Below are 24,825 nucleotides of genomic sequence, written 5' to 3'. Positions count from 1 at the left end.
GCATGTCACCTTCCGGCATCTATTGAATCGCATTCCAGCTCACACAGAGAAAGCCCTCCGCCTTTAGGCGGGCTGGAACGCTTTATTTTTCAACGCCTCATAAATTTTGCCGCGAACAAAGGCATCGAGTCCCATCGCATTCAGCTGCACCGCGTAATCGGCCGGGATGTACAGAAGCTGCATTTCCCGCTCCAGGCACAGCTCCTCCAGCTGGGGATACAGCATGGACCGCATCAGAATACTTCCGCCTCCATAGACACAGATGAGGTCGATTTCATTACGGGCCTTGTTCAGCTGACGCTTCACATTCTGCACAATTTGACGGACCTGGCTTTCGAGGGGTCGCTTGAGCGTTTTGATGGCCCGGGCGTGATACTTGTGCTTCGGATTTTTGATCACATCGCTGAAAAACTGCCGTGGGCTGTCGGGCAAATGGATTAGCCGGTTGAACTCGTCCAGCGCCTCTTCAATCGCATAGCCTGTCCCGTGATGGCTGCCATGAACGAACTGACGCAGAAACTTGTTCCCTTCGGTAATCGGGTATTCCGTCGAGCCGTCGCCAATATCCACATGCAGAATGCGCTTATCTTTGAAATAATTGCCGTTGAACTTCTTATCTATTGCATAATGCTCGGCAAATTCCCGGAAAATGTCCCCTTCCCGCCAGTTGCCGTCGGCATCCTTTTGCAGCGAGAAAATGACAGGTGTCGCTTCCGGCACCACCTTCGTAAATGGGAATACAATCTTAACCGCCACCCGGTGCATGCCAAGGTGGACCGTCACATGGTGGGAGCCGGACGTAAACCGCTTCTCGAATTTAGCGGAAGTTTCGTCCGTATGCTGCGTAACCGGCAGCGCCGTTGCCATATCGACCTCCACATCAATGTGGTCGGGCACCTTTTTCTCCTCATCGTACGCCTTCTGTACGGCTACCGCAGCAATCTGGGCCAGCGTGTTCACAACGGGCAAATCCATATCGCATTTCAAGTCGATACCGATCTGCAAATTATCTAAAATCTCTCCGCTCTCCAGGGCGAAGGCGCCGACATAGTACATGCCCGGACGGGCAGCCGGAGAATCGACGGTCACGACCAATTGTTCCTGCAGGTTTTTGATGAAGCTTTCGGGCGCCTGCTCCTCGCTCCATGGAAGCTCGTCCACCGTACAATTGACGTTAGGCTGCTGGATAAGCTTGCCGTCAACGATCAAATCGTGTTCGCTGTTTCCATTATCGTTACCTACGAAAAAGTGGTAATTCATGAGGCCTTCCTCCTTATATGAATCTATCGTTAAATAAATGATATAAACGGCGACTAAGTAATACTTTGCCATACATGGTATTATTAAACAACCTGCTGAAGGGCCCAATAAATGCCCCATTCGTTTCCATTTATGCCGTCGGATTTTGTAGTTATTTTGCCCTTGATGAAGGTGCGTTCGAGGGAGTCCAACCCAAACTTGAGTGTCATAATAAATAACATACAAATAACACAATCGACTGCCAAAATAGATTTTTTGATAAAAAGACTTCAGGTTCTGCATTTTCGCGCATATGGATGATAAATGTGGATGTATGCGTTTTATCTGGTCCATTCGGTATTTGATCAATCGGTGACCATCCCCTTATGATTACTTCCATAAAGTTAGATATATGTTAGTTTATCTAACACAATATCTAAGCATACTTGGGAGGGACATACATATGCCAATTACTTTTCATCACAGTCTGCTTAAGGTTTGCTTGACATCCAGTCTCCTGCTGTCCGCTCTGGCCGCCCCTGTAAGTCTTCTGCCATCCTCTACCGCATTCGCGGCAAGCGAGGAAGCAGCCGCTCCATCTTCTCTGCCTAAAGTGAAAGTTATCGGCACCGGGGGGACCATTTCCGGTAAATCCGTGGACGAAACCAGTTTCCAGAACTACAAGGCTGGAACTTTGCTAATTCAAGATATGGTCGATGCACTGCCCAATAAAGACCGGATCGCGGAAGTAACCACAACGCAATTCGGAAACTCCGGTTCTTCAGCTTATTCAATGCAGGACTTGTACGATCTGTCTCTGCAAGTGGATGCGGCTTTGAAGGAGCAGGACGGCGTTGTCGTAACGACGGGAACGGATACGATGGAGGAAATCGCTTATTTCCTGGATCTGACCGTTCAAAGTCCGAAACCGGTAGTCGTTACAGGCTCCATGAGGCCTTGGACCGTTATCGGAAGTGACGCACAGGCGAATTTGTACAATGCCATTAAGCTTGCAGGCAGCGGCAAAACGAAATACTTCGGGACAGTGCTGATGCTCAACGATACGATTCACGCGGCAAGAGAAGTGACCAAAACAAACGATTACCGCACTGATACGTTCGAGTCTCCACAGCTCGGGATGCTCGGATATATCGACGAGAAAAATATCCGGATCTACCGCGCACCCGCGCGCAGCCTGAAGCCCGCCTATGAATGGGCGACGCCATTTGATCTGACGCGAATCAAGAAGGAGGATTTGCCGAAGGTAGAAATTGCTTTCTCTTACCAAGGCGCGGGACGCGAGGCTATCGACGGTTTTGTAGCCGGAGGCGCACAAGGGATCGTGACGGCCGGTACAGGCGCCGGAGGGATTTCCAAAGCGATGAGCGAAGCGCGGCAAAAAGCGATTGAGGAAAAAGGCGTTATTTTCGTCACTACGACCCGCACAGGCTCCGGCAGCATTTACTCCGGTGGCAAAAATATTATTGCAGGAGACAACTTGAATGCACAGCACGCTCGCATCATGCTGCTTGTGAGCTTGTCCTTCTCCAAAAACGCCGATACGATCAAGGGCTGGTTCGAGACCTATGGCGCCCCCCAAGTCGATCTAACAGATAAGTAAGGCAAAAAAGGAAGATCACCGAATCTGCTGCATGCGCGGCAGACCGGCGACCTTCCTTTTTCTTATTTTGCTGGCAGAAGATTCAGGCTTTGCCGAACGCATCGTTCAGCTGTTCTTTAGCACAATCCTGCTTTATTGCGCTCAGCTACTAGCTTCAAATCCTGGACGAAGTACTTCATGAGCACCGGTCTTCGCCGTACCGCCAGCGGATGATATGAGAATACCGACGGTATGCCCTCATAAGCATGCCATCGCCCCCGGTAACCTTTCACATCCGCTTCCTGCTCCGGATATAAGGTTTGAACGACGATATTGCCTAATCCGAGCAGAATACAAGGCTTCTTCTCCTCCAGCTGAAAGCGCAAATGGGAGAAGCATGCTTCCCGGGCCAGGGGCTTATCGTATGCCCGGACCGGGCGGCATTTAAGCAAATAGCTTACGTAAACCTGGCTCAACTCCAGCCCGGCTTCCTTCATCCCAAGCTGAAGCGTCTCCCGGGTGCCGCAAACAAAAGGATGGCCCTCCTTATCCTCTCTCGCCCCGGGATTATCCATAAGAATGAATATCGGCGCCTGCTGATTCCCCTCTCCCCATACCACCCGGTGCCGCTGGCGGGCCAGTTCGCAGCCTTGGCATTGGGCCGCAAAGGCGGGTGGAGCTTCCTCCCGCAATATTTCCGGCTTGAACGCAGTCATAAGCTCATCTCCACATGGTTGTCATGACTACTGTTCCCAACGATCCGGCCCGTCATTCCCCTCTACATCCAATCTGCCTCTTCCCCCATAAAATCCGGCATGTACCGGTACTTCATCAAGTCGACCTTTCCCTCCAGCGTGACTTCAACGCCTTCCGCTTGAAGCGAGGCGGATTGAAACAGCCTTGCCGTGTCATCCTGTATGGCGATTTCCCCTTTGGCATTGATAACCCTGTGCCAGGGAAGCTGATGGACATGGCTTAGCGTATGCAAAATCCTTACCACCTGCCGGGCCCCTCTCCGGTTTCCGGCGAGCTCCGCCACTTGTCCATAGGTCATGACATACCCAGGCGGAATGCTTTTTATCATCTCTACGACTCTCTTCGTATAAGGATTCATACATGTCCCCCAATCCGAGCCCCACGTTCCTATATTTGTCATTTCCGCGGCTATCTATCGGCTCCAAATATGCTACCATAAGATTATCATATCGGTTGTTAGCTGTAATGGTGTTGGCTCACGAATTCGCGAAAGGGGATGCGGGGAAATGATTAAAAAAGTGGTCATAGCCGGGGGCACCGGTTTTGTCGGAACCTATCTGGAGACAAAGTTTCGCCAGCTCGGGTATGAGGTCGCCATCATATCAAGACAGCCCTCTCATATTGCTTGGGATGACCTCGATGGCATCGTTCAGGCGCTCGAGCACGCTCAGCTTCTTATCAATCTTGCAGGCAAATCGGTAGATTGCCGCTATAACGACAGGAACAAAGAAGAAATTATGCGTTCCAGGACTGAGACAACAGCGATACTCGGCAAGGCCGTATCCGCCTGCACCCACCCTCCCGCCGTATGGATGAATTCCAGCACAGCCACGATCTACAGGCATGCCGTGGACCGGCCCATGACGGAATCGGGCGGAGACATCGGCTCCGGCTTTTCCGTGGAAGTGGCCCAAGCATGGGAGCGCACGTTCTTTTCCTGCGAACTGCCCAGCACAAGGCAAATCGCACTAAGAATCGCTATCGTCCTGGGGAAACACGGCGGTGTTATGACCCCTTACAAGCACCTCGTCCGTTATGGACTCGGCGGGATTCAAGGTCCCGGTACTCAGAAATTCAGCTGGATCCACATCGAGGATCTATTCCAAATCATTCTTTTCCTGCTGGAGAGGGACGATTTGAGCGGAGTTTTCAACTGCTCCTCCCCTTACCCTGTCACCAACAAGGAGCTGATGCAGCAGCTGCGGACTGCCATGAACCGGCCGTTCGGACTGCCGGCCCCCGCCTGGTTGCTGGAGCTCGGCGCATGGCTCATCCGCACAGAAACCGAACTCATCCTGAAGAGCCGGTGGGTCGTTCCGGAAAGATTGACGGAAGCAGGCTATGCCTTCCGCTTTCCCCGACTCGACCAGACTCTTCAGAATTTGGTTCGGTAAGCTTTGAGACCAGCGGCTAGCAGGACGACGACCCTTCCGCCGGCAGGCCCTCCTTTTGGACGGACCTCCCCCGGCCGGGGGGCCACTTACATTAACAGCTGGGGCCGCGGCTTTACAGAGACGGTCGCGCTACTTTAGCCGAGGCCTTGTCATGGACCTGCCGCCCTCCTCTGCCATTGCCTTGCCTGGGCCGGGTGAGAAGGAAGCCTCTTTCGTTAGAAGCTCAGCAGCGCATCCAACGAATAGGCCCCTGCACCTGTCAATGCGATGCCGACAGCTGCGGCGATCAAGACCAAATGATATTCATAGCCGTTGGCTGTGGCCCACAAGCCGTTGCCTCCGTGTACTTTGACAATGGCACCGACCATCGTTAGAGCAATAAGCACACCGGCAGCAGGAGTGAACAAGCCGACAACAAACAGTGCACCCCCCACCAGCTCCATCAAGCCGACGAGGACAGCCATGAAGACCCCAGGTTTAATGCCGATCGAATCCATCCAACCGCCCGTTCCCTTCGGACCATACCCGCCGAACCAGCCGAACAGCTTCTGAGCCCCGTGCCCCACAAACAACAACCCTACTACCAAACGAACCAACAACAATCCTAATCCCATTGCTACCATTTCTATCATCTCCTATTTGTTTTTAGTTTGATAATCTTAAATTTAAGATATGTGGCGTGTGAAAACCTCTATCAAAGCATTACAAAGATGAACGATCGCGTTAATCGCTAATTCTTATCGCTTTGGATAGAGCGGATAGTTCACTCTTGTCGGAACCTGAATAAGAATGATCCGCATCGCTTCCTCCCCCGAATTCACTATTTCAAAACCGGTCTGCACTTCCGCTGCCGCGACAATAAAATCCTTGTGCTGGAATGGGGCTATCTGCTGCGCTTGCCCTGTCGTGATCCATGATCCATGGCCTCGAATCGCTAAAGCGGTTAACGTATAGCCTACCTCCACTTGGTGAGCGTAGCTGGCGCCGGCATCAATCTCCACATCCCACATTTGTGCATCAGCCACCAGTTCAATCGGAGCACCGGTTCCGATCACGGTTTTCACGTGGAACCCACTACCGCTCACTTGCGGAAAATCCTCATGCTCATATTGGCGATAGGTTGGCGTTCTGCCCATAGCCTCCATCAATTCAGGCTCAAACCAAATTTGGAACAGCTCCGAATCGGCGCCCAGCTTCTCTTGATGACTGACACCGGAGCCGGTTTGCATTACCTGTACCCCGCCTGCACCTACCGTGCTATCGGTCCCGAGGGTATCCCCGTGAAACGCCTGGCCCTTTACCACATACGTCATAATCTCAAAGCCTTGATGGGGATGCAGACCAATCCTGGCATCCTCGCTCGAAGTGGCCCATGCCCAGTAAAACAACGGACCTACCCGCCGGATAACAGAGCCTTCGCCCGAGAAACCGATCGGCTTCTGCTCTTTGATTTTGCCACCGTCGAATTGGCCGACGGCCTGCATTGCAGGGGTATATACTCTTGTTTGCATAGAAATAACCTCCTCGTAAAATATATCTTAATTTTAATAACCTTAAATTTAATTATCTTTAATTTAAGATAAATATACACCCCAATCATTTCCCTGTCAATAGGAATTCAAAAAAAAGATCTCCTCCTGAAAATCCCAGGCCGCCCGGGGTTCCAGTTTTTTTATACACACAGTGGTGAAGACCTCATGCCTTACATATATTTAGCTTTGGATGAATAGCGAAAGGAGACGATGTGCCATGCCGGAAACCTATACCCTACCCAACGCAGCCCCCAGGGATAGGATGCGAAGCCCCTTCCGCCGCAGGCCGAACATTCTGTTGGTCCTTGTCGACGAGGAGCGGTATCCTCCCGTGTATGAAACAAGTGCTCTTCGCGCTTGGCGGCAAAAGCATCTGCTTGCCCATGAATGGCTTCGGCACAACGGCATGGAATTTCATCGCCATTATACCGGTTCCGTCGCTTGCTGTCCGAGCCGCGCCACCCTGCTCACCGGCCAGTATCCTTCCCTGCACGGTGTGACCCAAACGAGCTTCCCCGGGAAGGACGCTGCGAGCCCGGATATTTATTGGCTGGATCCGAACACAGTTCCTACCCTCGGTGATTATTTCCGTGCCGGCGGCTACCAAACCTACTATTACGGCAAATGGCATGTGTCCCATGCGGATATCGGCATTCCGGGCACCCATGATGCCTTTCCAAGCTATGATCCTTCTACCGGCTTTCCGGATCAGAACAAAGAAAGCATCTATATCCATGCCGACCGGTTGGAGGCCTACGGCTTTCACGGTTGGGTCGGGCCGGAGCCTCACGGCGTCAAACCGCATAATTCAGGCTCTTCTGCAGCCATTGGCTTGGCGGGGCGGGATCAAATTTATGCGGCGGAAGCAGCTGCGCAGATTGAAAGCCTCGATCGGCAGTACAAGAGGGCGCCTGGCGAGGACTTCCCCCCTTGGCTTATCGTCTGCTCCTTCGTCAACCCGCACGATATCGCTTTATTCGGGGAAATTAGCCGGAGGAGCCCGCTCTTCCGCTTTGAAGTGGAGCGCACCGTTCCTGATATTCCGCCACCGCCCACCCTTTCGGAAACGCTGCTTGCGAAGCCGCGCTGTCAGCGGAGCTACCGCGAGATCTATCCGCTTGCCTTCCAACCTACGGCAAACACTACCTTTTACCGCCAGCTGTATTACCAGCTTCAAAAGAACGTCGACCGCCAAATGCTGCAGGTGTTACACCGGCTTCAAGCCTCTTCCTTCTACGAGGATACGATCGTGGTGTTCACGTCGGATCACGGCGAGCTGTTAGGGGCCCATGGCGGACTGCATCAGAAATGGTACTGTGCCTACGAGGAAAACATCCGCGTCCCTCTCATCATCCACAATCCAAAATTATTTCCGTCCCCCGCATCCGCAGAGCTCCCGACCTCCCATGTCGATCTTCTGCCTACTTTGCTCGGGCTGGCCGGCATAGACCAGGTACAGGCCCGAATGCGGTTGAAGACAGACCACACGGAAGTGCATCCGCTTGTGGGTCGAGATTTGTCTCCCCTCATGCTGGATCAGGATACCGTCGTTCGTGAAGAACCTATCTATTTTATGACCGATGACGACCCGACAAGAAATGAGAGTCAGGTCGGCATATGGGGGATGCCCTACCAGCCCGTAGTGCAGCCAAATCGGATCGAAACTGTGATTGCCCGGCTCTCCGCGGACGGAAAGCGGGCGCTATGGAAATATTCCCGCTATTTCGAGCGTTTGGAGCCCCGACCCCATCCGAATGACCCTAAGGTCACCGATGAATACGAGCTGTACAACTTGTCGGAGGATGCTTCCGAACGGGTCAATTTAGCCCGCCCGGAGTTAGCGACGGAAGCCTCGAGGCAGGCCCAAGCGGAGCTTGCCGTTCTGCTGGAGGAACAACGCCGCAGGAAACGGCTGATGCCTTCCACACAAAATACCCCTAGGGGCATATGAACAGTATAACCGGAATTGGAAAAAGCCAGGTCCTCCACGGAGGGAGACCTGGCTTTTAGAATGGCAGGGGGTAGCCGGTTCTGTTTACCCTTTCAGCTGCACAGTGATGCGGTCGGCTCCCGCTTGCGGAACCAAGCGCACGCCTGCAGCTGTGACGCTCCACTCCGCTCCAGTAACCGAGGCCACCTCGCCCACGCCGCGCAGGATCAGCTCCCACGGCTTGCCTGCGCCGCTTGCCGCAATATCCATGCGCTTCCCGGTACGTACCGCGCGAACCTCAAGCTCCAGCTCCGCTTTGACGCTGTATACGGCGGCTGACGCCTCGCGTCCTTCTTCAAGCTCAAACGCATGAAGCACGACGCCGTCCGCGTAATCGTAGTCCGGGCGCAGCTCGTTTTGGCCGACTGCGATCAGGCTGTTCGGCCGAGCCATCATTGGCAGGCTGAAATAGTCATGCTGCTCGGTCACCCAGCGCCCGCCTTCGACGACACGCCCGTCCAGGAAATTCGTCCAGCGCCCTTCCGGCAAGTAATACTTGGCCGTTCCCTGTGCGTTGAAGATCGGAGCCACCAACAAGGATTCGCCAAGCATATACTGGCGGTCGAGCTGCTCGCATGTCGCGTCTCCTTCAAACTCGAGCACCATCGCCCGCATCATCGGCAGGCCGGTTTGTGTCGTTTCGATGGAAGAGCTGAACAAATACGGCATCAGCGTCGATTTCAGCTTCGTGAAATAGCGCAGCACATCGCTCGCCTCGTCATCAAACAGCCAAGGCACCCGGTACGATTGGCTGCCGTGCAAGCGGCTGTGCGAGGACAGCAGACCGAAGGCGCTCCAGCGCTTGTACAGGTCCGGCGTCGCCGTATTCTCGAAGCCGCTGATATCGTGGCTCCAGAAGCCGAAGCCGGAAAGACCCAGCGATAAGCCGCCGCGCAGCGTTTCCGCCATCGAGTTGTAGCTGGCCGTGCAGTCGCCGCCCCAGTGAACCGGGAACTGCTGCCCGCCTGCCGTTGCGGAACGGGCGAATACCATCGCCTCATTTTTCCCTTTCGTCTCTTCCAGTACTTCGAATACCGCTTTATTATATAAGTGCGTATAATAATTGTGCATTTTGACCGGATCGGAGCCGTCAAAGTAGACGACATCGGTCGGAATCCGTTCGCCGAAGTCCGTTTTGAAGCAGTCCACGCCCATTTCGATCAATGTCTTGAGCTTGCCCTTGTACCAGCGTACTGCCGCCGGATTGGTGAAGTCGACGAGCCCCATACCGCCCTGCCAGCGATCCCACTGCCAAACGCCGCCATCCTTGGTTTTGACCAGATAGCCGTTCTTCTTGCCTTCCTCAAACAAATACGACTGCTGGGCAATGTAGGAGTTGATCCAAACGCAAATGTTCAAGCCTTTGCTCTTCAACCGGTTCAGCATGCCCTGCGGATCAGGGAAAACATCGCGATCCCACTCGAAGTCGCACCATTGAAACTCCTTCATCCAGAAGCAGTCGAAATGGAATACGTGCAGCGGAATATCCCTCTCGAACATGCCGTCGATAAAGCTGTTGACGGTAGCCTCGTCATAGCTGGTCGTGAACGAGGTCGTCAGCCACAGCCCGTAAGACCAGGCCGGAGGGAGAGCCGGCTTGCCGGTCAGCTTCGTATAGTTGCCCAGAACCTCCTTCATGGAGGCGCCGCCGATGATATAATATTTTAACGATTCGCCCGGCACACTGAACTGTACCTTCGAGACTTGCTCGGAAGCCACCTCGTACGATACGCGCTCCGGATGATCGACGAATACGCCATAGCCGAAGTTGGAAATATAAAATGGAACATTTTTGTAAGCCTGCTCGCTGCACGTCCCTCCGTCCTCGTTCCACAGGTCAACAACCTGGCCGTTTTTGACAAACGGAGTGAAGCGTTCACCGAGGCCATAGATATACTCGCCGACGCTCAGGTCGAGCTGCTCTCTCATATATGTGTTCTGGTCCGGCGTACGGATATGCCCCGGACTCTTGTAGCCGCTGCCGGTCAGACGCTTGCCGTCATAGAGAAACTCGGTATTCCAGCCCTCGTTTTTATGCACTTGCAGGCGGAGCTTGCCACTTGTGAAGCTGGCGATGTCTCCTCCGTTCTCAACCTCGACCGAGAGGCCCCCGATCACTTGTTTATCGAATTCCGGCCCCTTAGGCAGCCGGCCGTCATGGTGAACGAGCTCGACGCAGATCACATCCGGCATCGGAGAAGTATAATTTACGGTAAGAATCGCCGTGTTCAGCGTGTCTCCCCGCGTCACAATCTTTTTGCAAGCTGCAAGCACCGTCAGCTTATCGGGCTGCGTCCGAATCTGACGAATTTCCACCGGGTAATTCAAAACATTGCCTTGCCTTACATGCCAATAGCCATCAGTAAATTTCATTCCAGTTCCTCCACCCATTGTCTGTATTTATCTATTTTTTTAATTATTGCAGCTATTATGGCAACCCCTATTGCAGCTCCGGAATGACTTGGACCGGGCCTTCGCCCTTCAACGCATGCACAAGATTGCGCGCTGCGGCAAAAGCCATGCTCAGACGGGTAGCCGCCGTAGCGGAGCCCAAATGCGGCAGGGCGACAACCTGATCCATCGCAAGCAGCGGATGGTCCGGAGCAATCGGCTCCTGCTCGTACACATCGAGACCCGCGCCGTAGATTTGCTTCTGCTGGAGCGCCTGTACAAGCGCCTGCTCATCTACCGTTTCGCCACGCGATACGTTAATAAAAATCGCGCTCTTCTTCATTAATGCAAACTGTGCTTCCCCCATCAGGTGCTTGGTTTGCGGCGTTAGCGGCGTCATCAGCAGCACGTAATCGGACGTTTGCAGCAGGTCCTTAAGCGGGCTGTACGCGATCCCGAGCTTCGCCTCGACATCCGGCCTCGGGCTCCGGTTGTAATAGACGACGTCCATCAGGAAACCGAGCTTGGCCCGACGGGCGATCGCTTCCCCGATGCGTCCCATTCCGATAATGCCCAGCTTCGCATGATGCACATCGACTCCGAACAGCTCGGCGTCCTGGCCCTTCCGCCATTTGCCTGCTTTCACGAACCGATCGAGCTCTGCGACTCTGCGGGCTGTGCCAAGCATAAGGGCGAAGGCCAGGTCGGCAACCGTTTCATCCAGCACATACGGCGTATGCGCAGCAACAATCCCTCTTGCCTTGAGCGCCTGCACATCGATATTGTTGTAGCCTACGGATAAATTGCTGACGACCCGCAGCCTCGGAGCCGCTTCCAGCACAGTCTCCTGCACCGGGGTTCCCGTTACCATCAACCCTTCCGCATCACCGATTTCCTGCTTCAGCTGCTCCGGAGTAATGGATTCGTTCCTCTGCCACATACGGACTTCACAATGCTCCGCCAAGTACGTCTTTACTTCTTCAGGCAAATTTCTTGCGATATATACACACGGTTTCATCCAACGGTCCCTCCCTCCAGGTCTATTAATCCTTCATGGAACCGGCTGTAATGCCGCCGACCACATATTTTTGCATCGAGACAAAAATGATAATAATCGGCAGAGCCGCGAGGGTAGCTACCGCCATCAGGTTGTTCCACTCGGTGCCATACTGGCCGATAAACCGGTACAAGCCAAGCGTCAGCGGGCGGACGGCATTGCCTGATGTGAGCGTCAGCGCGAAGATAAAGTCGCCCCAGCCGAACAAGAAGCAGAATACGGCGACCGTCAGCAGCCCCGGCGTAACCAGCGGTAAAATAATTTGGGTAAACGACGTAAACTTGTTGCAGCCGTCGATCATCGCCGCCTCCTCCAGTCCCCCCGGCAAGCTCAGGAAAAACGGGCGCAGCGTAATAATCGCGAACGGCAGCGCATGAATCAAATCCGCAAAGATCAAGCCGGCAAAATTATCGGTCAGCCCGACCTTGGAAAACATAATGTACAAGGGCATCGCCATCATAATTCCCGGCAGCATCTGAATCGACAGCAGCAAGATCATGATGATCGATTTTCCTTTGATCGTCAGACGCGCAAGCGCATAAGCGGCAGGTACCGCCAGCACAAGTGAAAGCAGCATCGTGCCTGTGGCAATGATGATACTGTTGCCGATGTAGCCGATCATATCGCGGTTGCGGACGAAGTTGTTGATGTAGGAATCGAATGTCGCCTTCACCGGAAGCAGATGCGGCGGGTTATGATACAGCTCGGTAATCGGCGTGACGGACGTTTTGACCATCCAGTACACCGGGAACAGGAAGACGATCATGAACAAGACCGCGATAAGCGTCGCACCGGACGTTTTCCATCTGGACTCTTCCATTAGTGAACCTCCTCCTTGTTCGACATTCTCAAGTACACGACAGCTACAAGGATCAGCAGCACGAACATAATCATCGATACCGCCGCTCCCTGGCTGAACTCAAACGTCGTGAAGGAAAGCTGGTACGCATAAATCGGCAGCACCGTCGAAGAGGTCACCGGTCCGCCCGCCGTCATGATGAAGATCAGATCGAACACCTTGAATGTATAAATAATGCCCAGCATGAGAAGAACCAGAATCGTCGGTCTCATGAGCGGCAGCGTGATGTGCCTAAATTGAAGAAAGCGGTTGGCGCCATCCAGCTTCGCCGCTTCATACAGCTGCGTAGGCAGTGTCTGCAGTCCGGAGAGCAGAATAATCATGTTGAACGGAATTCCGGTCCAAATGTTCGCGACAATCGTACCGAGCAGCGCCGTGCTTCCCTCACTCAGCCAATTTACGGGCTTATCGATTATGCCTAACGCTTGCAGAAAATAGTTGATGACCCCGTAATCGCCGGACATCATCCATTGAAACACCGTGCCCGTAATGACGACAGGCAGCATCCAGGCAAGCAGCATTAAGGAACGGAACAAGTTGCGCCCCGGGAATTTCATATTGAAAAATAGCGCTAGCGCAAAGCCGATCGCGAATTGAAAGAAGATGCTGACGATCGTAAAAACAATCGAATTTTTCGTTGAAATATAGAAGACTTCGTCCTTTAGGGACTTAATGTAGTTGCTCAGACCGATAAAATGATGCTCTCCCTTCAGGTTGTACACGTTCACATCCTGAAAGCTGAGCACGAGGTTATACAAAATCGGATAAATGATAAATACAGCCATAAATACCAGAGCAGGCAGAACAAATAAATAATTGTTCCACGTGGAAAACCATTTGCCGCCCCGATGGCCCCTGTAGCTTCCGTCTATACTTTGGGACTTCATCTCTCCACCCCTGTTTCCCAAATTAGGGGGATACGGTTGTGCCGTATCCCCTTTCTCCTATTGAATGATGCGATATCCATCCAATGCGGTATGCAAGGAAAGGATATCGCTATGTCGCTCTTTCCCTTACTGCTGCAGGTTCGGCTTTATTTTGGCATCCGCATCCTTCACGGCTGCTTCCGGCGTCTTCGCACCCGTAATCACTTCCTGCATCATCATTTGGATCGCTTCGGAAATTTTTGGATAGTTCGGGCCGTAAGCGCGGGCTTTGGCCACCTTCATCGCATCGGCGAACACTTTAAGCTGCTTATCTTCCTGCCAGAAAGGATCGTTCAAGTAATCGGAACGCGCTGGAAGCCGGCCTGCGGCTTTCAAGAAGGTTTTCAAGCGGTCCGGCTCGTTCGCGAATTTGATGACATCAAAGGCGACGTCTTTATGCTTGGAAGCGGCTGTAATCGCCCAGTTCTCGCCACCGAGAATCGTTCCGCCCTGCTTATTGACAGGCAGCTCTACAACATCCCAATTTACTTTGCCTTCTTTTCTTAGCAGCGGAATTTGCCACGTACCGTTGATCATCATGGCTACTTTACCCGTGGAAAATTGAACAACCGTATCGGACTGCTTCTGGTTGATGACTTCCTTGGACATATAGCCGTTGGAAGCCATGTTCTTCAACAGATTGGCGGCATCAATGGTTCCTTGACTGTTAAAGTTCGGAATATCGGAGCCGGCTTGATACATGAGCGGCAGGAATTGGAATGTGCCTTCCTCCGTTTTGACGGCCGTCATCGAGAAACCGTATACATCCTGCTTCGTCAGCTTTTTGGCGGCATCGAGCAATTCAGCCCACGTTTTCGGCGGATTTACACCAGCAGCCTTCAGCATATCGACGTTATAATACAAGGCAAGATCGTTACTGCCGATCGGTACGCCGTAGTTTTTACCTTTGTACATCGTTGAGGACCACGGGCCTTCGAAGTACTTGTCCGCTTGGCCCCACGCTTTGACCTCATTCGAAATATCAGCTAGAATGCCTGCGGCAGCAAACGCTTGATGGTCCGGATTATCGATCCAGACGATGTCCGGCATTTGGTTGCCGGCTGCGCCCAGCAGCAGCTTATTTTTGATATCGGCGAAGGAAACGAAGGTTCGCTCAATTTTGACATTCGGGTGAGCTGTCTCGTAATCGGCAATTATTTTCTTCAGAGCTCCCTGTGTTGCTTCGCTCGTCATGGAATCCCACCACTGGATGGTCACCTTATCACCGCCTGCTTGCCCATTGGCCGAATTCGACTTAGGCGCTTCGCCTGACGGCGCGCAGGCTGTCAGCAGGAGAGACATAGCTGCGGCGGCTAGCGTAAGCTTCTTAACATTTTTGTTCATTGGATACTTCCCCCTCATAAAATTTAGAAATCAATATGCATTGCCGCTACGTTTCCTCGCAGTCAGTAAATCACGCGGCATTGTCACCTCAATTAAAGCACCATAAAGTGATGTACGTACATCATTTTAGCTTATAGAACCCCAAGCTGCGCGCTACACACAAGGATAAACGGCTTCGCCGTCTTTCAAGATGGCGCGCTTAGTCAAGGTAGACGATTGCACGGAATGGATCGCATTTCGACTTGTAAGAAAGGGGTTTCATATTGGAGAAAACGCGCCCTTTCCCTCGGGCTAAGGGCTAAATATAATAGCGCGCGTTTTCCTTGGTAGCCAGCTCCAGCTTGGTTATGTTTTCCTTCTCATTTACCTTCTCGCCGGAAACCAGATAATCGAACATCGACTTCACCGTGAGATAGCCTTGATTTACAGGATCCTGGCATATGGTCGCCGTAACGGTCCCTTTGCGCAAATACTGATAAATCTCCTCCGTCATATCGTGCCCGATCAAAGCGATAGGCTTGGATAAATTCGCATCCGCCACATGCCTGGCAATGACGTTCAGCTTGGCACTGGACACATAAATGCCATCCACCTGCCGGAAATAATCAATGAACGTATCCAGCGATTCATAATCCTCCTGCTGCAGCTTGAGCGGTCCGACCAGCTCGATATGATCGTACTCGGCCACCACCTCACGAAATCCGGTAATTTTCTGCTGCATCTGGAAATTGGTATAGGACATAATCAGTCCGACTCTGGTTTTCGACCCGATCAGCTTGCACAGCATATCCGCAGCCAGCCTTCCCGCTATCCGGTAATCGCAGCCGACATAGAACAACCGCTTGCTGAGCGGCGAATCGCTGTTAAAGGTGCAAATGGCTACGCCCTGATCCACTCCATGGTCAATGATGTCGGCCATTTCCTGCGGATCGTTCGGCGAAACTGCAATCGCATCATAGCTGCCGGATTCGATCAGCTTCATGACCGTTTCCTTCTGCCGCTCAAGATCGTACTTCTCCGAACGGATAATATGCACGTGAAGGCCGTAATCACGAAACTCCTCCATCGCAATCTGCACGCCTCTCTCCACCTGCGTCCAGAAATATTCAGGCAGCTCCGGGAATACAATCGCCATGGAGTACTCGTTCTTGCGCGATAAAAAGCTGGCCGACTTGTTAGGCGTGTAGTTCAGCTCCTTGATCTTATCCATGACCTTCTGATAGGTTGCAGGCTTGACGTTCCCCCTGTTGTTCAATACGCGATCCAGGGTAGCTACGGAAACGCCGATATGCTTTGCCATTTCTTTAACGGTTAACCGCTTGCTTTGATCCATTCCAACCCACTGCCTACTCTAAAAAATTTTGTATTTCGGTTATATCATAACAACCGGCAAATTTCATGTCAACGTTTTCATGATTGTTTTCATAAATTTCTGATTTACGTACATCATTTATGGGTCGCGGGCCCAGCTTTGTTAGCCGCAGGGGGAATTTCCTTATGATTCCGGTTGAATCAAGGGGCCTTGTATAGATCCCTTTTGCGGTGTGAGAAAACCCTCAAGCGAGGCCTCTCAAAGTTGCGCGACCGCCCTGTGGGTTTTATCGCCAATAGGAAAGCAGGCTTTCGTTTCGAAAACTTATACTTTCCTATATGGTATAAAAGCAAAAAGCCCTGCCTGCGCTGTTTCGCGCATCAGGGATCGACGTATCGGCTCATTTGCAACGGATAAGCCCAACCGATCTGGCCTATCCTTAGCCGGTAGCCGGAAGCTGACCCGGGCATCCTATCCCCGGTTATCCGTCAGGAATCCGGCCTTATTTCAGAAACCTCAGAACCACGGCCTCGTACCAGCTCCAGGGCAGCAGCGTTCTGCCCCAGACAGCGAGCTTTACACCCTTGCCTGAGATATATCTTAGCTTCGGACGGGAGGAGCCGAGGATGGCGGCAATCCGGCGGGCGACTTCCCCTGGGTCCGGGGCGGTTTCGGACGTCTGTCTGGAGTAGTCCAGAACTTTCTTCAGCAAAACCCGATAAGGAGACGCCTCCGGGGCAGAGATTGATTCGAACCCTTTGTGCCAAATATCGGTCCGGTAAGCCCCGGGCTCCACGAGGACAACCTGGACGCCAAAAGGCTTCATCTCCAGCCGGAGCGCCTCGCTGAAGCCCTCGACTGCGAATTTGGATGTGCTGTAGGGGGCATAGCCGGGAAAGGCCATAAGCCCGCTCACGCTGCTTACATTGACAATATAGCCGAAGCCCTGCCTGCGCATCTGCGGCAGCACCGCCTTCGTCGCGGCGATCACCCCGAACACATTTGTCTCCAGCTGCGCTCTCCACACGTCCATCGGCACATCCTCGACAAACCCTCCGGCCGCATAGCCTGCATTGTTAATCAAGGCATCGATGCGGCCGTGCTTCCGGACCATCCCCTCTACAACCGCATGAATCGTTTCATGATCCGTAACATCCATGCGCGCTACCTCCAGGCGTCCCGCTACACCCGCCTGTCCGGCCTGCTCCAGCAGCAGTCCGCGCTTGTCCGGATTGCGCATGGCTGCAATGACGTGATAGCCTTGCTTGGCCAGGGCGATGGACGTCAGAAGTCCGAAGCCGCTTGAAGCGCCGGTGACCAGAGCGACTTTGTGTGCTTGTTCCATACGGATAATCTCTCCTCTATATTCAACGTCGGGGAAGCGGATGCAGTACAGGTCCCATAGGTCTATTGCGACCGATGGTTCCCCTACAGGACTCCAGGCATCGCATTCCTTATACCGGAAGCAGCATGGTGCCCTTGCCGATCAAGGCAAAGCGGAACAACGCAGCACCGCATCCGACGTATCCTTCGCTTGCGCAGCAGCGTGGGCTGCCTTCGTCCCGTCATGCAGTGGCAGTCCCCTTCAAGCTCCCAACACGCGGTATGGCGCCGCATGATAAGCACACGAATCCCCGGCGCGTGCTGCCGCATTGTATGGCGGTCGGTCAAACCCCACGGCGGTTAAGCCGTACGACAGCTACAGCTTATATTTCTGCAGCAGCGGAACGCCGACCCGATTCAAAACCACCTGCAAAAAAGCCCAGCCCGCTCTACGATGCCACGGCAGATGGGCATCATAGACCGCGCTGTATTCGATATCCGCAACAGCACCGCGGTTGCGCTTGAATTGGGCGGCGCCGGAGCTTTCGTGAAGCAAATGCCCGTTACTGCGGGCCTGCTTGATCAGCACCGCGGACAGCATCCGATAGAGGCCAAGCTCCTGCGGCAGCGACGTATCGTAGCCGAATACCGGCGTCGTCATGACCCCGTTCCGGCAAAAATACCCGAGAACCGCGTCGATCCGGCCTGTCACGGTACTGCGCAGCGCCTGGAAATGCAGCAGCCTTTCCCGCAAAGCCAATTCAAAAAAACGCTCGCCGAACTGCGGGTTATCGTACGAATATTTATCCAGATAGAGCAGCCGGTACAGCTCCGCGAGACGCGGCACATCGGTCACCCGCAGCTCCTCGTGCTCCAGCACTTCATATTGATTCGACGCGAGCAGCCCGTAATCCCGCTTCACCAGCCAGCGGGCTTTGGCATTCATTCGAGCCGGATTTGACGGCTCCAGGAAGTAGATTTGCCGGCTCGGTACCAACCGGAACCCTTCCCGCTGCAGCGAGTCGATCAGCTCCGCATGGGTTGTTCGATTGAGCGAACGGTACACAAGCGCATGGTCCGGAAACCGTTCCAGCAGCAGCTCCGTGACCGCCCGCAGCTCCTCTGAAGTGCAGGAGGGGTACAGATTGGTAGATACCAGCCAATTATTGGCGTGAACCGTCCGGTTGAACTGGCCCGCCCGGAACAGCCCGCCCATAACGGTCAACAAACCCGAAAACACCCGCCGGGCCAACCGGGATTCAATCAAATACAATTCCTGCTTCGCATAGCTGACATAGTGCGTGTAAGGGGAACAGACGTAGGAATTGTCGTATTCCTCCTCGTTCACCGTCACGGGCAGCACATGCTCCCCCGTACGGAGCACATACAGCCTTGTCCGGATATTTGCAATGAAGAACGCCGCAGAATGCTCCAGCAGGGGCAGTAAAAAACGCTTCGCGTAGGCCCCGTCCTCTGCAGCCGGCCACGGAAAGTCTCCAACCGATTCCCGATCAGCCCAATGCACATTTGCCTTCGCGTTCTTTGTTACATTCAAGGACCCATTCGGAATCAAGGGTAAACCTCCTTTCTACACGGCGCAGCTTTCGTTCCCCCGATACATGGCGGTATGCTTCAAAGTCGACAGCCGGCAGCACAGTTCCCGTTCGCTCGCATAAAGCTTGAAGGGACTTCACCACAGCCGCCTGTGCCGCATCCCTGCAGGTATCGTCGATCTCCAAGGCGACAACCAGCCGGTCCGGGGCATGAAGAACCGCATGATACGCGGTTATCTCGGGAGAGGCAGCCAGCAGAGCCCGGGTGATGAAGTCGGGAAATATAGGGATCAACCGGTCTCCGCCTGCCGCCCGAAAGGCGAAAATATCGTCACAACGGCCCTCGATGCGTTCAATGGCCGTTAACGGAGATCCACAAGGACAAGGCTCCCTGCGCTCCGTCAGCAGGTCATTGAGCCGGTACCGGACGATAGGCTGGGTCGTTCGGGAGAAATCTGTAAGGATCGGGACGAACCTGCCGGCATCGCGGTCAACATATTCTTTTTGCACATAGACGATATCTTCGTTCAAATGCAGTGTCCCATGAGCGCAAGTGGCCGCCAAAAAGCCCTCGGTACACTGGTACACCTGATGCACCGGTTGGCCGAAGGCCCCCTCGATGATCCGGCGGTCGAGCGGATCGAGCACCTCGGCCACCGAGACCAGCTTCTGCGGGTGAAGCGGCAGGCGCCCCGCACGCTTCATATCCGCCAGCAGGCGGAGCATAGAGGCCGGGGCAACCAGCAGGCTCGGCTGCTGCCCGCAAAGCCGTGCCACATGCTCTTCTATCGGATCGAGCAAATCGTAAAACTGAAACTGAATGCGCCGGCTCCCGACCGAGCCGTACAAATTGCTGTTCGCCCTCAGGAAGAAGGCGATCCGGTGGCGGCCGAGCAGCGGTCCCGGCAATATTTTGGCGAGCACCGTGCCGGCCCATGCCAGCCGTTCCCGGCGGCTGACAAGGAACAGCCCCCTATGGCCCGATGTGCCCGAGGACAAGCCGACCGTCACCTCCCCGATCGTCGGGGTGAACTCCCGCGTGCGCTCCGCCTCCACCGCAAGCTCCATGGCTTCCTGCTTCCCGATCCTTGCGGTATTCAGCTGATCGAGGTGCTCCATCATCACGCTTTTATCGATGACAGGGTATGATCGCCAGGCGTCCTCAGGCCGCTCTGCCCACCATGCCCGGTAAAAAGCGGACTGCGCCCGCACGCTCCGCACCTGCCGCCGTATCCGCTTCTCCTGCCACGCTTCCAGGCGACGACGGTCGCGCAGCACCCAACGCTGTCTATAGAGCGTCAGCATATAATGCCACACGATATGCCAAGTATCCGGCAGCTTCACAGCTCCGCTCCCCCCTTGACCTCGGTTTCCCACACTTCCGGGCAGTGGGAAGGAAGGATGCGCAGCTCCGGCACCTGCCGGTGCAGCTGAACCAGCCGCTCGAAGCTTTCCTTATACTGCCGACGGCTCGGCATAATGAGTCCTGCCAGCGGGTGCGGCGGCCGGTTCTCTCGGTAGGCGGCGCTGGACCATACGGCGTCGGCGCACAGCAGGTAGTCCCGCAGCGCCGTAGAGAGGAGCAGACCAATCTGGCCATCCGCATGGCCCGGCAGCGGAACAGCCAGCAGACTGCCGTCGCCCAGCACATCCAGGCCGTGTGTAAACGGGTAGGCGGCAGGAAGGGCGACCCTCTTGCACGGATCAATGATGCGGGAGCGCTGCAGGAAATCGTCAGGCAGCAGTCCCGGCAGGAACGCACGCCGCAGCGCGGCCAGGCCGCGAAGGCGGCACACTCGCTCGTAAGCCTCCGCCGCGTAGTAAAACAGCGCCTCGGGAAAGTCCTTCAGGCCAGCGATATGATCCGCATGGAAATGCGAAATGATGATTCCTTTCACCTGCTCCGGCCGAATGCCTATGTCCGCCAGCTGCCGGACAGCACTGTCTTCGCTTCCAATCCCGACCGGCGTCGTCATCCGGTAGAGCCGGTTCGGCAGCCGCGTCGTTTCCTCAAGGAAACGAGGGGCATACCCGGTATCCCACAGCAGCACGCCCGCCTCCGGATGCTCGATGCAGGCGAAGATAGCCGGAATCCGGATAACTGCCAACCCGCCGCCGCGAAGGGTCACCCATTCCGGATGCGTGCAGTATCCGGCGGCGAACAGATGCAGCTTCACTTTTCTGGCCGGCTCCAATCTAGGACCCATGTCGGCCACGCTCCCTCCACCAGGCTGCATATGCATTCAGCCCTTCATCTATGCTAACCCCCGGATGGTACCCCAGGTCACGCCGGGCTGCGCTAATATCCAGTGTCTGGCTGCGGCCGATCATCCCGGCAACCGCCCTTGTCAGCATCGGCTCCCGATCGCCGGGCAGCAGACGGGCCGCGGCCTCCATCAGGAAGGCAGCGGCATACGCAGCAGCAAAAGGCAGCGGCTTCGCCCGGAGTGGCTGCCCCAATGAACGGAAAAGCCGTTCCGCCGCCTCGGCAAAAGGCATAGGCTCCCCGTTCGTTATATGATAAATGCGCCCATTGCAATGCGCTGGCGCTTGTTGGCACAGCAGCAGGGCATCCACCACATTGTCCACATACGTCAAATCGATTAAGGCAGATCCCTTATCGATTAGGGGAACGCCCCGCTGCGCATTGGCTGCAATCAGGCGGGGCAGGATCGACGTATCCCCGGGCCCGAATATCGCCCGGGGCCGGATTACCACGGCGCCCAGCCCGTTCGCAGCGGCCCGCTGTACCGCTTCCTCCGCGAGCAGTTTCGTCGCCGCGTACGGGCTCGCCTGACGGGCAGGCAGCGGATCTGTCTCGCGCACGTTCAGCCGGTGCGCGGAGCCGAAGCAGACGCTCGGCGTCGAAACGTGGATGAGCCGTTCGACGCCATGCCGGATGCAGCCCCCGATGACATGCTCCGTGCCTTTGACATTGGTCTCGTAGAAGTCCCGGTACATCCCCCAGGACGCGGACCGGGCCCCGCAGTGAAACACCGCATCGTGTCCGGCGCATGCCTCGTTAACCTGCTCGCTGCTGCGCAAATCCCTCTGCAGGAACCGAATCCCCTCCGCATGAAGCATGTCCCGAGGGCCATCCTGTCTGGCCATCGCCGTGACTTCCCAGCCCGCATCGCGAAGCCGAACAGCCAGCCTGCGGCCCAGAAACCCGGTCCCGCCGGTAACTAACGCCTTCATAATTCACATCCATTCCATTCAATATCGCAGGTCGACGCCTCAATCAGGCTCAGCCCCCGCCTGACCGCTGTCCGCCGCATATCCAGCAGCATCGGCAGCTGCTCCAGACTCGGCCGCGGGTCGAGCCAGCGGAAGGTCACATCCTTGGCCCGGAGCCATTTGCGCAGCCATGCGGGTGCAGCTGCCCAAGACACGCCGCCTGACAAGCCGATGGCAAGCATAGGCACCGCCAGCATGGAGCTCACGCCCTGCGAGGGCTGCACCACATCGGCAGAGCCTAACGCTTCAGGAGCCAGCAGCGCGGAAGCCAGCCCCAGCTCCCCTGCCAACAGATGCAGGCCGCTCGTTGTTCTTGGATTGCACTCAATAGGGTACAGCCTGCCATCATCCGTCTCGATGAAATCAAATGCGATCTGCCCGTGAAACTCCTCCAGCGCGGTATAACGTGACACCCATTCCCGCACAGCCGGATGGTCCAGCGGTTCAAAATAGACGTTCGCCCCGCCATTCACCGCATATTGCGAGGCATAAGCCGCATGTGCGGTCAGCCTCCCCTGGTGTGCGATGCTGTAAGTACAGATCTCCCGGCCTGCAATGTATTGCTGGGCTACCCACGGGTAGCATGGGAAGCTTAGGGGAGCCTGCAGCTCCGAGACCGAAGCCAGCAGCTCCTTCCTGCTCTTCACCATGCGAACCTTGGCAGCGAACCGCGAATATTCCGGCTTCAGTACGCACCCTCCTCCGGCCAGCATGTCCTCCAGACAGCCGGAATGCACGAGCTCCTGCCATTGTGCCGCCGATTGAATCCGTACCGTCTTCGGCACGGAGAAGCCATGATGTTCGGCGCTGCGGATAAAATGCCACTTGCTGTGCAGCTTGCGCAGCTGCGCAAGCGGTGCCGTGAACACGCGGCACTGCTGACTCAGCCGTTCGTATCCGGCCGCAATGAAATACAGCTCCTCGCAGGTCGGAATCAGCCAATCGATCGCCTCCTGCCGGATCACAGCTTCAAGCGCCGCTATAAAAGAGGCCGGGTCCTCAGCAGGCCCCGGTACGCGGTAGCTTCGTTTCACCGCCCGCGAAACGCGGCAAAGATGATGCGCTGCACTTTCCGCAGCGATTACCTCACAGCCTGCGGCAGCCAGCAGGCGTGCCATTTCCAGAGCCGCGGGAGCCCGGCCGCCGGTTAGAAGCACCTTGCTGCCCCGCACCTTCTCCCGGACGTTAGGCTGTGGCTCCACCTGGATCCCGCCCCGTGGCGTTGGATCCTGCCGCTTCGCCTCGGCAGCCCGCCGCTCAGTATACAAAATCGATGCCTCCCATCGAAAATCCGGCCGACGTCCCGAGCAGCAGCACCCGGTCGCCGCGTTGGATGCGTCCTTGACGGATCGCCTCGTGCAGCCCCATCGGGATGGAGGCCGCGATTGTGTTGCCATGGTCCGGCGTAATGTACATGAGCTGCTCTTCCGCGATCCCTAGCTTCCTGCGGAGCAGCCTCATCGCCATCGCGCTGCCCTGATGCGGAATAACCAGGCGGTAATCGCCGATCCGGCTCCCGGTCGCCCCAAGCATCCCCTGCAGAAAATCCGGCAGCAGCTTGGAGGCCATCCGGAAAATCGCCTCTCCGTTCATGTCGAACAAATAGTCCGCAGCCGTCGCTTCCGTATACTTGCTGGCATGCATCGCGCTGCCGCCCCCCCGGATTTCGGAATAATGAGCCCCGCTGCTGTACGTTTCCATCGCCGCATGCAAAATACGGGAACAGTCGTCCTCCGAACGTTCAATGACGACGGCGGCGGCTCCGTCACCGAACAGCGCCGCGCTTTCTTTTTGCTGCCAATTCAGTCCCTTGGACGCTACCTCCGTCGCGATGAGCAGTACCCTTCGGTATCGCCCGGCGTGCACCATATAAGACATCATGTCCAGTCCCGCGACAAAGCTTAAGCAAGTGGAATTGACGTCAAATGAGGGCACACCCGACTGCTCCTGCCCTAAAGCCTTCTGAATCAAGGAAGCCGTGCATGGAATTGGCTGCTCCATCGTAGCGCTCGTACACACCAGGCAGTCGATCTGTGCAAATTCAAGCCCTGCCGCATCCAGCGCCCGCCGTGCCGCCTTCGCCCCCATCCGGGAAGCCGTTTCATTTTGTATAAAATGCCGCTTCACGACATTGGTCTTCTTGTTCACCCAGCCGGGCTTCACCTGAAGCCTCGCGTCCATCTCCGCATCCGTTATAAGACACTCCGGCAAATAAGTGCCGGTCCCCGCAATTCTCACTCTCAGTGCCATGTTCTCCTCCGTTATGCTAAGCATTGTGTCATTCTCATTGTATAGCAATGGAGAATAATTCC

22 protein-coding genes are annotated in these 24,825 nt (G+C 55.2%); 4 read left to right on the top strand and 18 right to left on the bottom strand.

The annotated features are described in order from the left end of the window. Positions 1-63 precede the first annotated feature (63 nt). Positions 64-1,260, bottom strand: coding sequence for a ParM/StbA family protein (locus CF651_RS28440; RefSeq protein WP_094018240.1), 1,197 nt, complete (start codon positions 1,258-1,260; stop codon positions 64-66). A gap of 442 nt (positions 1,261-1,702) precedes the next feature. Between CF651_RS28440 and CF651_RS28435 the strand changes: the two genes are divergently transcribed. After that, a complete protein-coding gene (locus CF651_RS28435) occupies positions 1,703-2,860 on the top strand; it encodes an asparaginase (protein ID WP_179233036.1) in 1,158 nt (385 codons plus the stop codon). A gap of 116 nt (positions 2,861-2,976) precedes the next feature. Here the strand turns inward: CF651_RS28435 and CF651_RS28430 are convergent, their stop codons facing one another. Continuing rightward, positions 2,977-3,555: a uracil-DNA glycosylase gene (locus CF651_RS28430; protein ID WP_094018238.1), complete on the bottom strand. Its 579-nt coding sequence runs from the start codon at positions 3,553-3,555 to the stop codon at positions 2,977-2,979. A 62-nt stretch (positions 3,556-3,617) separates the two neighbouring features. Beyond that, positions 3,618-3,953 carry an MGMT family protein gene (locus CF651_RS28425; RefSeq protein WP_094018237.1) on the bottom strand — a complete coding sequence of 112 codons (336 nt, stop codon included), beginning with the start codon at positions 3,951-3,953 and terminating at the stop codon, positions 3,618-3,620. A 148-nt stretch (positions 3,954-4,101) separates the two neighbouring features. Between CF651_RS28425 and CF651_RS28420 the strand changes: the two genes are divergently transcribed. Continuing rightward, on the top strand, positions 4,102-4,989 hold the full coding sequence (locus tag CF651_RS28420) for a TIGR01777 family oxidoreductase (RefSeq protein WP_094018236.1): 888 nt from the start codon (positions 4,102-4,104) through the stop codon (positions 4,987-4,989). Positions 4,990-5,204: 215 nt separating this feature from the next. Here the strand turns inward: CF651_RS28420 and CF651_RS28415 are convergent, their stop codons facing one another. Both CF651_RS28415 and CF651_RS28410 read right to left on the bottom strand, forming a co-directional pair. Then, positions 5,205-5,603 (bottom strand): DoxX family protein, encoded by a 399-nt coding sequence (locus CF651_RS28415; RefSeq protein ID WP_425436349.1) that lies wholly within the window; start codon positions 5,601-5,603, stop codon positions 5,205-5,207. 123 nt (positions 5,604-5,726) lie between these two features. Next, positions 5,727-6,500, bottom strand: a complete 774-nt coding sequence (locus CF651_RS28410; protein ID WP_094018234.1) for a pirin family protein — start codon at positions 6,498-6,500, stop codon at positions 5,727-5,729. A gap of 238 nt (positions 6,501-6,738) precedes the next feature. Here CF651_RS28410 and CF651_RS28405 point away from each other — a divergent pair, with 238 nt between their 5' ends. Then, a complete protein-coding gene (locus tag CF651_RS28405) occupies positions 6,739-8,472 on the top strand; it encodes a sulfatase family protein (protein ID WP_245856193.1) in 1,734 nt (577 codons plus the stop codon). Between the two features lie 84 nt (positions 8,473-8,556). Here CF651_RS28405 and yicI read toward each other — a convergent pair whose 3' ends face one another. The 7 genes from yicI to CF651_RS28370 all read right to left on the bottom strand — a co-directional run bounded on the left by yicI (position 8,557) and on the right by CF651_RS28370 (position 17,745). Continuing rightward, positions 8,557-10,884, bottom strand: coding sequence for an alpha-xylosidase (gene yicI / locus CF651_RS28400; protein ID WP_094018233.1), 2,328 nt, complete (start codon positions 10,882-10,884; stop codon positions 8,557-8,559). Between the two features lie 67 nt (positions 10,885-10,951). Next, positions 10,952-11,920 carry a 2-hydroxyacid dehydrogenase gene (locus tag CF651_RS28395; protein WP_094018232.1) on the bottom strand — a complete coding sequence of 323 codons (969 nt, stop codon included), beginning with the start codon at positions 11,918-11,920 and terminating at the stop codon, positions 10,952-10,954. Between the two features lie 25 nt (positions 11,921-11,945). Further along, positions 11,946-12,779 carry a carbohydrate ABC transporter permease gene (locus CF651_RS28390; RefSeq protein WP_094018231.1) on the bottom strand — a complete coding sequence of 278 codons (834 nt, stop codon included), beginning with the start codon at positions 12,777-12,779 and terminating at the stop codon, positions 11,946-11,948. Continuing rightward, a complete protein-coding gene (locus CF651_RS28385; RefSeq protein ID WP_094018230.1) occupies positions 12,779-13,705 on the bottom strand; it encodes a carbohydrate ABC transporter permease in 927 nt (308 codons plus the stop codon). The genes CF651_RS28390 and CF651_RS28385 overlap by 1 nt, the downstream gene beginning before the upstream one ends. A 126-nt stretch (positions 13,706-13,831) precedes the next feature. Then, the gene (locus CF651_RS28380; protein ID WP_179233035.1) at positions 13,832-15,088 is read right to left on the bottom strand and encodes an ABC transporter substrate-binding protein; all 1,257 of its coding nucleotides are present in this window, start codon (positions 15,086-15,088) and stop codon (positions 13,832-13,834) included. A 298-nt stretch (positions 15,089-15,386) separates the two neighbouring features. Beyond that, a complete protein-coding gene (locus CF651_RS28375) occupies positions 15,387-16,421 on the bottom strand; it encodes a LacI family DNA-binding transcriptional regulator (RefSeq protein WP_094018228.1) in 1,035 nt (344 codons plus the stop codon). Between the two features lie 481 nt (positions 16,422-16,902). Further along, on the bottom strand, positions 16,903-17,745 hold the full coding sequence (locus CF651_RS28370) for an SDR family oxidoreductase (RefSeq protein ID WP_094018227.1): 843 nt from the start codon (positions 17,743-17,745) through the stop codon (positions 16,903-16,905). 40 nt (positions 17,746-17,785) lie between these two features. Here CF651_RS28370 and CF651_RS32050 point away from each other — a divergent pair, with 40 nt between their 5' ends. Then, positions 17,786-18,019, top strand: coding sequence for a hypothetical protein (locus CF651_RS32050; RefSeq protein WP_144029122.1), 234 nt, complete (start codon positions 17,786-17,788; stop codon positions 18,017-18,019). A gap of 80 nt (positions 18,020-18,099) precedes the next feature. Here the strand turns inward: CF651_RS32050 and CF651_RS28365 are convergent, their stop codons facing one another. From CF651_RS28365 to CF651_RS28340, 6 genes are read right to left on the bottom strand one after another with little or no spacing between them, the layout of a single operon-like run. Further along, positions 18,100-19,296, bottom strand: a complete 1,197-nt coding sequence (locus CF651_RS28365) for a GNAT family N-acetyltransferase (RefSeq protein WP_245856192.1) — start codon at positions 19,294-19,296, stop codon at positions 18,100-18,102. Then, positions 19,235-20,620, bottom strand: a complete 1,386-nt coding sequence (locus CF651_RS28360) for a F390 synthetase-related protein (RefSeq protein ID WP_342746624.1) — start codon at positions 20,618-20,620, stop codon at positions 19,235-19,237. The genes CF651_RS28365 and CF651_RS28360 overlap by 62 nt, the downstream gene beginning before the upstream one ends. Beyond that, entirely contained in the window at positions 20,617-21,483 is an 867-nt protein-coding gene (locus tag CF651_RS28355; protein WP_094018226.1) for an MBL fold metallo-hydrolase, read from the bottom strand. The genes CF651_RS28360 and CF651_RS28355 overlap by 4 nt, the downstream gene beginning before the upstream one ends. Beyond that, entirely contained in the window at positions 21,473-22,474 is a 1,002-nt protein-coding gene (locus CF651_RS28350) for an NAD-dependent epimerase/dehydratase family protein (protein ID WP_094018225.1), read from the bottom strand. The genes CF651_RS28355 and CF651_RS28350 overlap by 11 nt, the downstream gene beginning before the upstream one ends. Next, on the bottom strand, positions 22,471-23,781 hold the full coding sequence (locus CF651_RS28345) for an ATP-grasp domain-containing protein (protein WP_094018224.1): 1,311 nt from the start codon (positions 23,779-23,781) through the stop codon (positions 22,471-22,473). Before CF651_RS28345 ends, CF651_RS28350 begins: the two co-directional genes overlap by 4 nt. Beyond that, on the bottom strand, positions 23,771-24,763 hold the full coding sequence (locus tag CF651_RS28340) for a beta-ketoacyl-ACP synthase III (protein ID WP_094018285.1): 993 nt from the start codon (positions 24,761-24,763) through the stop codon (positions 23,771-23,773). The genes CF651_RS28345 and CF651_RS28340 overlap by 11 nt, the downstream gene beginning before the upstream one ends. Between the last annotated feature and the right edge of the window lie 62 nt (positions 24,764-24,825).

Source organism: Paenibacillus rigui (genome assembly GCF_002234615.1).
GTDB classification, from domain to species: domain Bacteria; phylum Bacillota; class Bacilli; order Paenibacillales; family NBRC-103111; genus Paenibacillus_S; species Paenibacillus_S rigui.
Note: the sequence above shows the minus strand (reverse complement) of the source record. Positions and strands in the feature narration are given on the sequence as shown.

Excerpts from the sequence above, each read along its gene's own strand:
- CF651_RS28440 (WP_094018240.1), bottom strand. The coding sequence starts at position 1,260 with ATGAATTACCACTTTTTCGTAGGTAACGATAATGGAAACAGCGAACAC.
- CF651_RS28435 (WP_179233036.1), top strand. The coding sequence starts at position 1,703 with ATGCCAATTACTTTTCATCACAGTCTGCTTAAGGTTTGCTTGACATCC.
- CF651_RS28430 (WP_094018238.1), bottom strand. The coding sequence starts at position 3,555 with ATGACTGCGTTCAAGCCGGAAATATTGCGGGAGGAAGCTCCACCCGCC.
- CF651_RS28425 (WP_094018237.1), bottom strand. The coding sequence starts at position 3,953 with ATGAATCCTTATACGAAGAGAGTCGTAGAGATGATAAAAAGCATTCCG.
- CF651_RS28420 (WP_094018236.1), top strand. The coding sequence starts at position 4,102 with ATGATTAAAAAAGTGGTCATAGCCGGGGGCACCGGTTTTGTCGGAACC.
- CF651_RS28415 (WP_425436349.1), bottom strand. The coding sequence starts at position 5,603 with ATGGGATTAGGATTGTTGTTGGTTCGTTTGGTAGTAGGGTTGTTGTTT.
- CF651_RS28410 (WP_094018234.1), bottom strand. The coding sequence starts at position 6,500 with ATGCAAACAAGAGTATATACCCCTGCAATGCAGGCCGTCGGCCAATTC.
- CF651_RS28405 (WP_245856193.1), top strand. The coding sequence starts at position 6,739 with ATGCCGGAAACCTATACCCTACCCAACGCAGCCCCCAGGGATAGGATG.
- yicI (WP_094018233.1), bottom strand. The coding sequence starts at position 10,884 with ATGAAATTTACTGATGGCTATTGGCATGTAAGGCAAGGCAATGTTTTG.
- CF651_RS28395 (WP_094018232.1), bottom strand. The coding sequence starts at position 11,920 with ATGAAACCGTGTGTATATATCGCAAGAAATTTGCCTGAAGAAGTAAAG.
- CF651_RS28390 (WP_094018231.1), bottom strand. The coding sequence starts at position 12,779 with ATGGAAGAGTCCAGATGGAAAACGTCCGGTGCGACGCTTATCGCGGTC.
- CF651_RS28385 (WP_094018230.1), bottom strand. The coding sequence starts at position 13,705 with ATGAAGTCCCAAAGTATAGACGGAAGCTACAGGGGCCATCGGGGCGGC.
- CF651_RS28380 (WP_179233035.1), bottom strand. The coding sequence starts at position 15,088 with ATGAACAAAAATGTTAAGAAGCTTACGCTAGCCGCCGCAGCTATGTCT.
- CF651_RS28375 (WP_094018228.1), bottom strand. The coding sequence starts at position 16,421 with ATGGATCAAAGCAAGCGGTTAACCGTTAAAGAAATGGCAAAGCATATC.
- CF651_RS28370 (WP_094018227.1), bottom strand. The coding sequence starts at position 17,745 with ATGGAACAAGCACACAAAGTCGCTCTGGTCACCGGCGCTTCAAGCGGC.
- CF651_RS32050 (WP_144029122.1), top strand. The coding sequence starts at position 17,786 with ATGCAGTACAGGTCCCATAGGTCTATTGCGACCGATGGTTCCCCTACA.
- CF651_RS28355 (WP_094018226.1), bottom strand. The coding sequence starts at position 21,483 with ATGGGTCCTAGATTGGAGCCGGCCAGAAAAGTGAAGCTGCATCTGTTC.
- CF651_RS28350 (WP_094018225.1), bottom strand. The coding sequence starts at position 22,474 with ATGAAGGCGTTAGTTACCGGCGGGACCGGGTTTCTGGGCCGCAGGCTG.
- CF651_RS28340 (WP_094018285.1), bottom strand. The coding sequence starts at position 24,763 with ATGGCACTGAGAGTGAGAATTGCGGGGACCGGCACTTATTTGCCGGAG.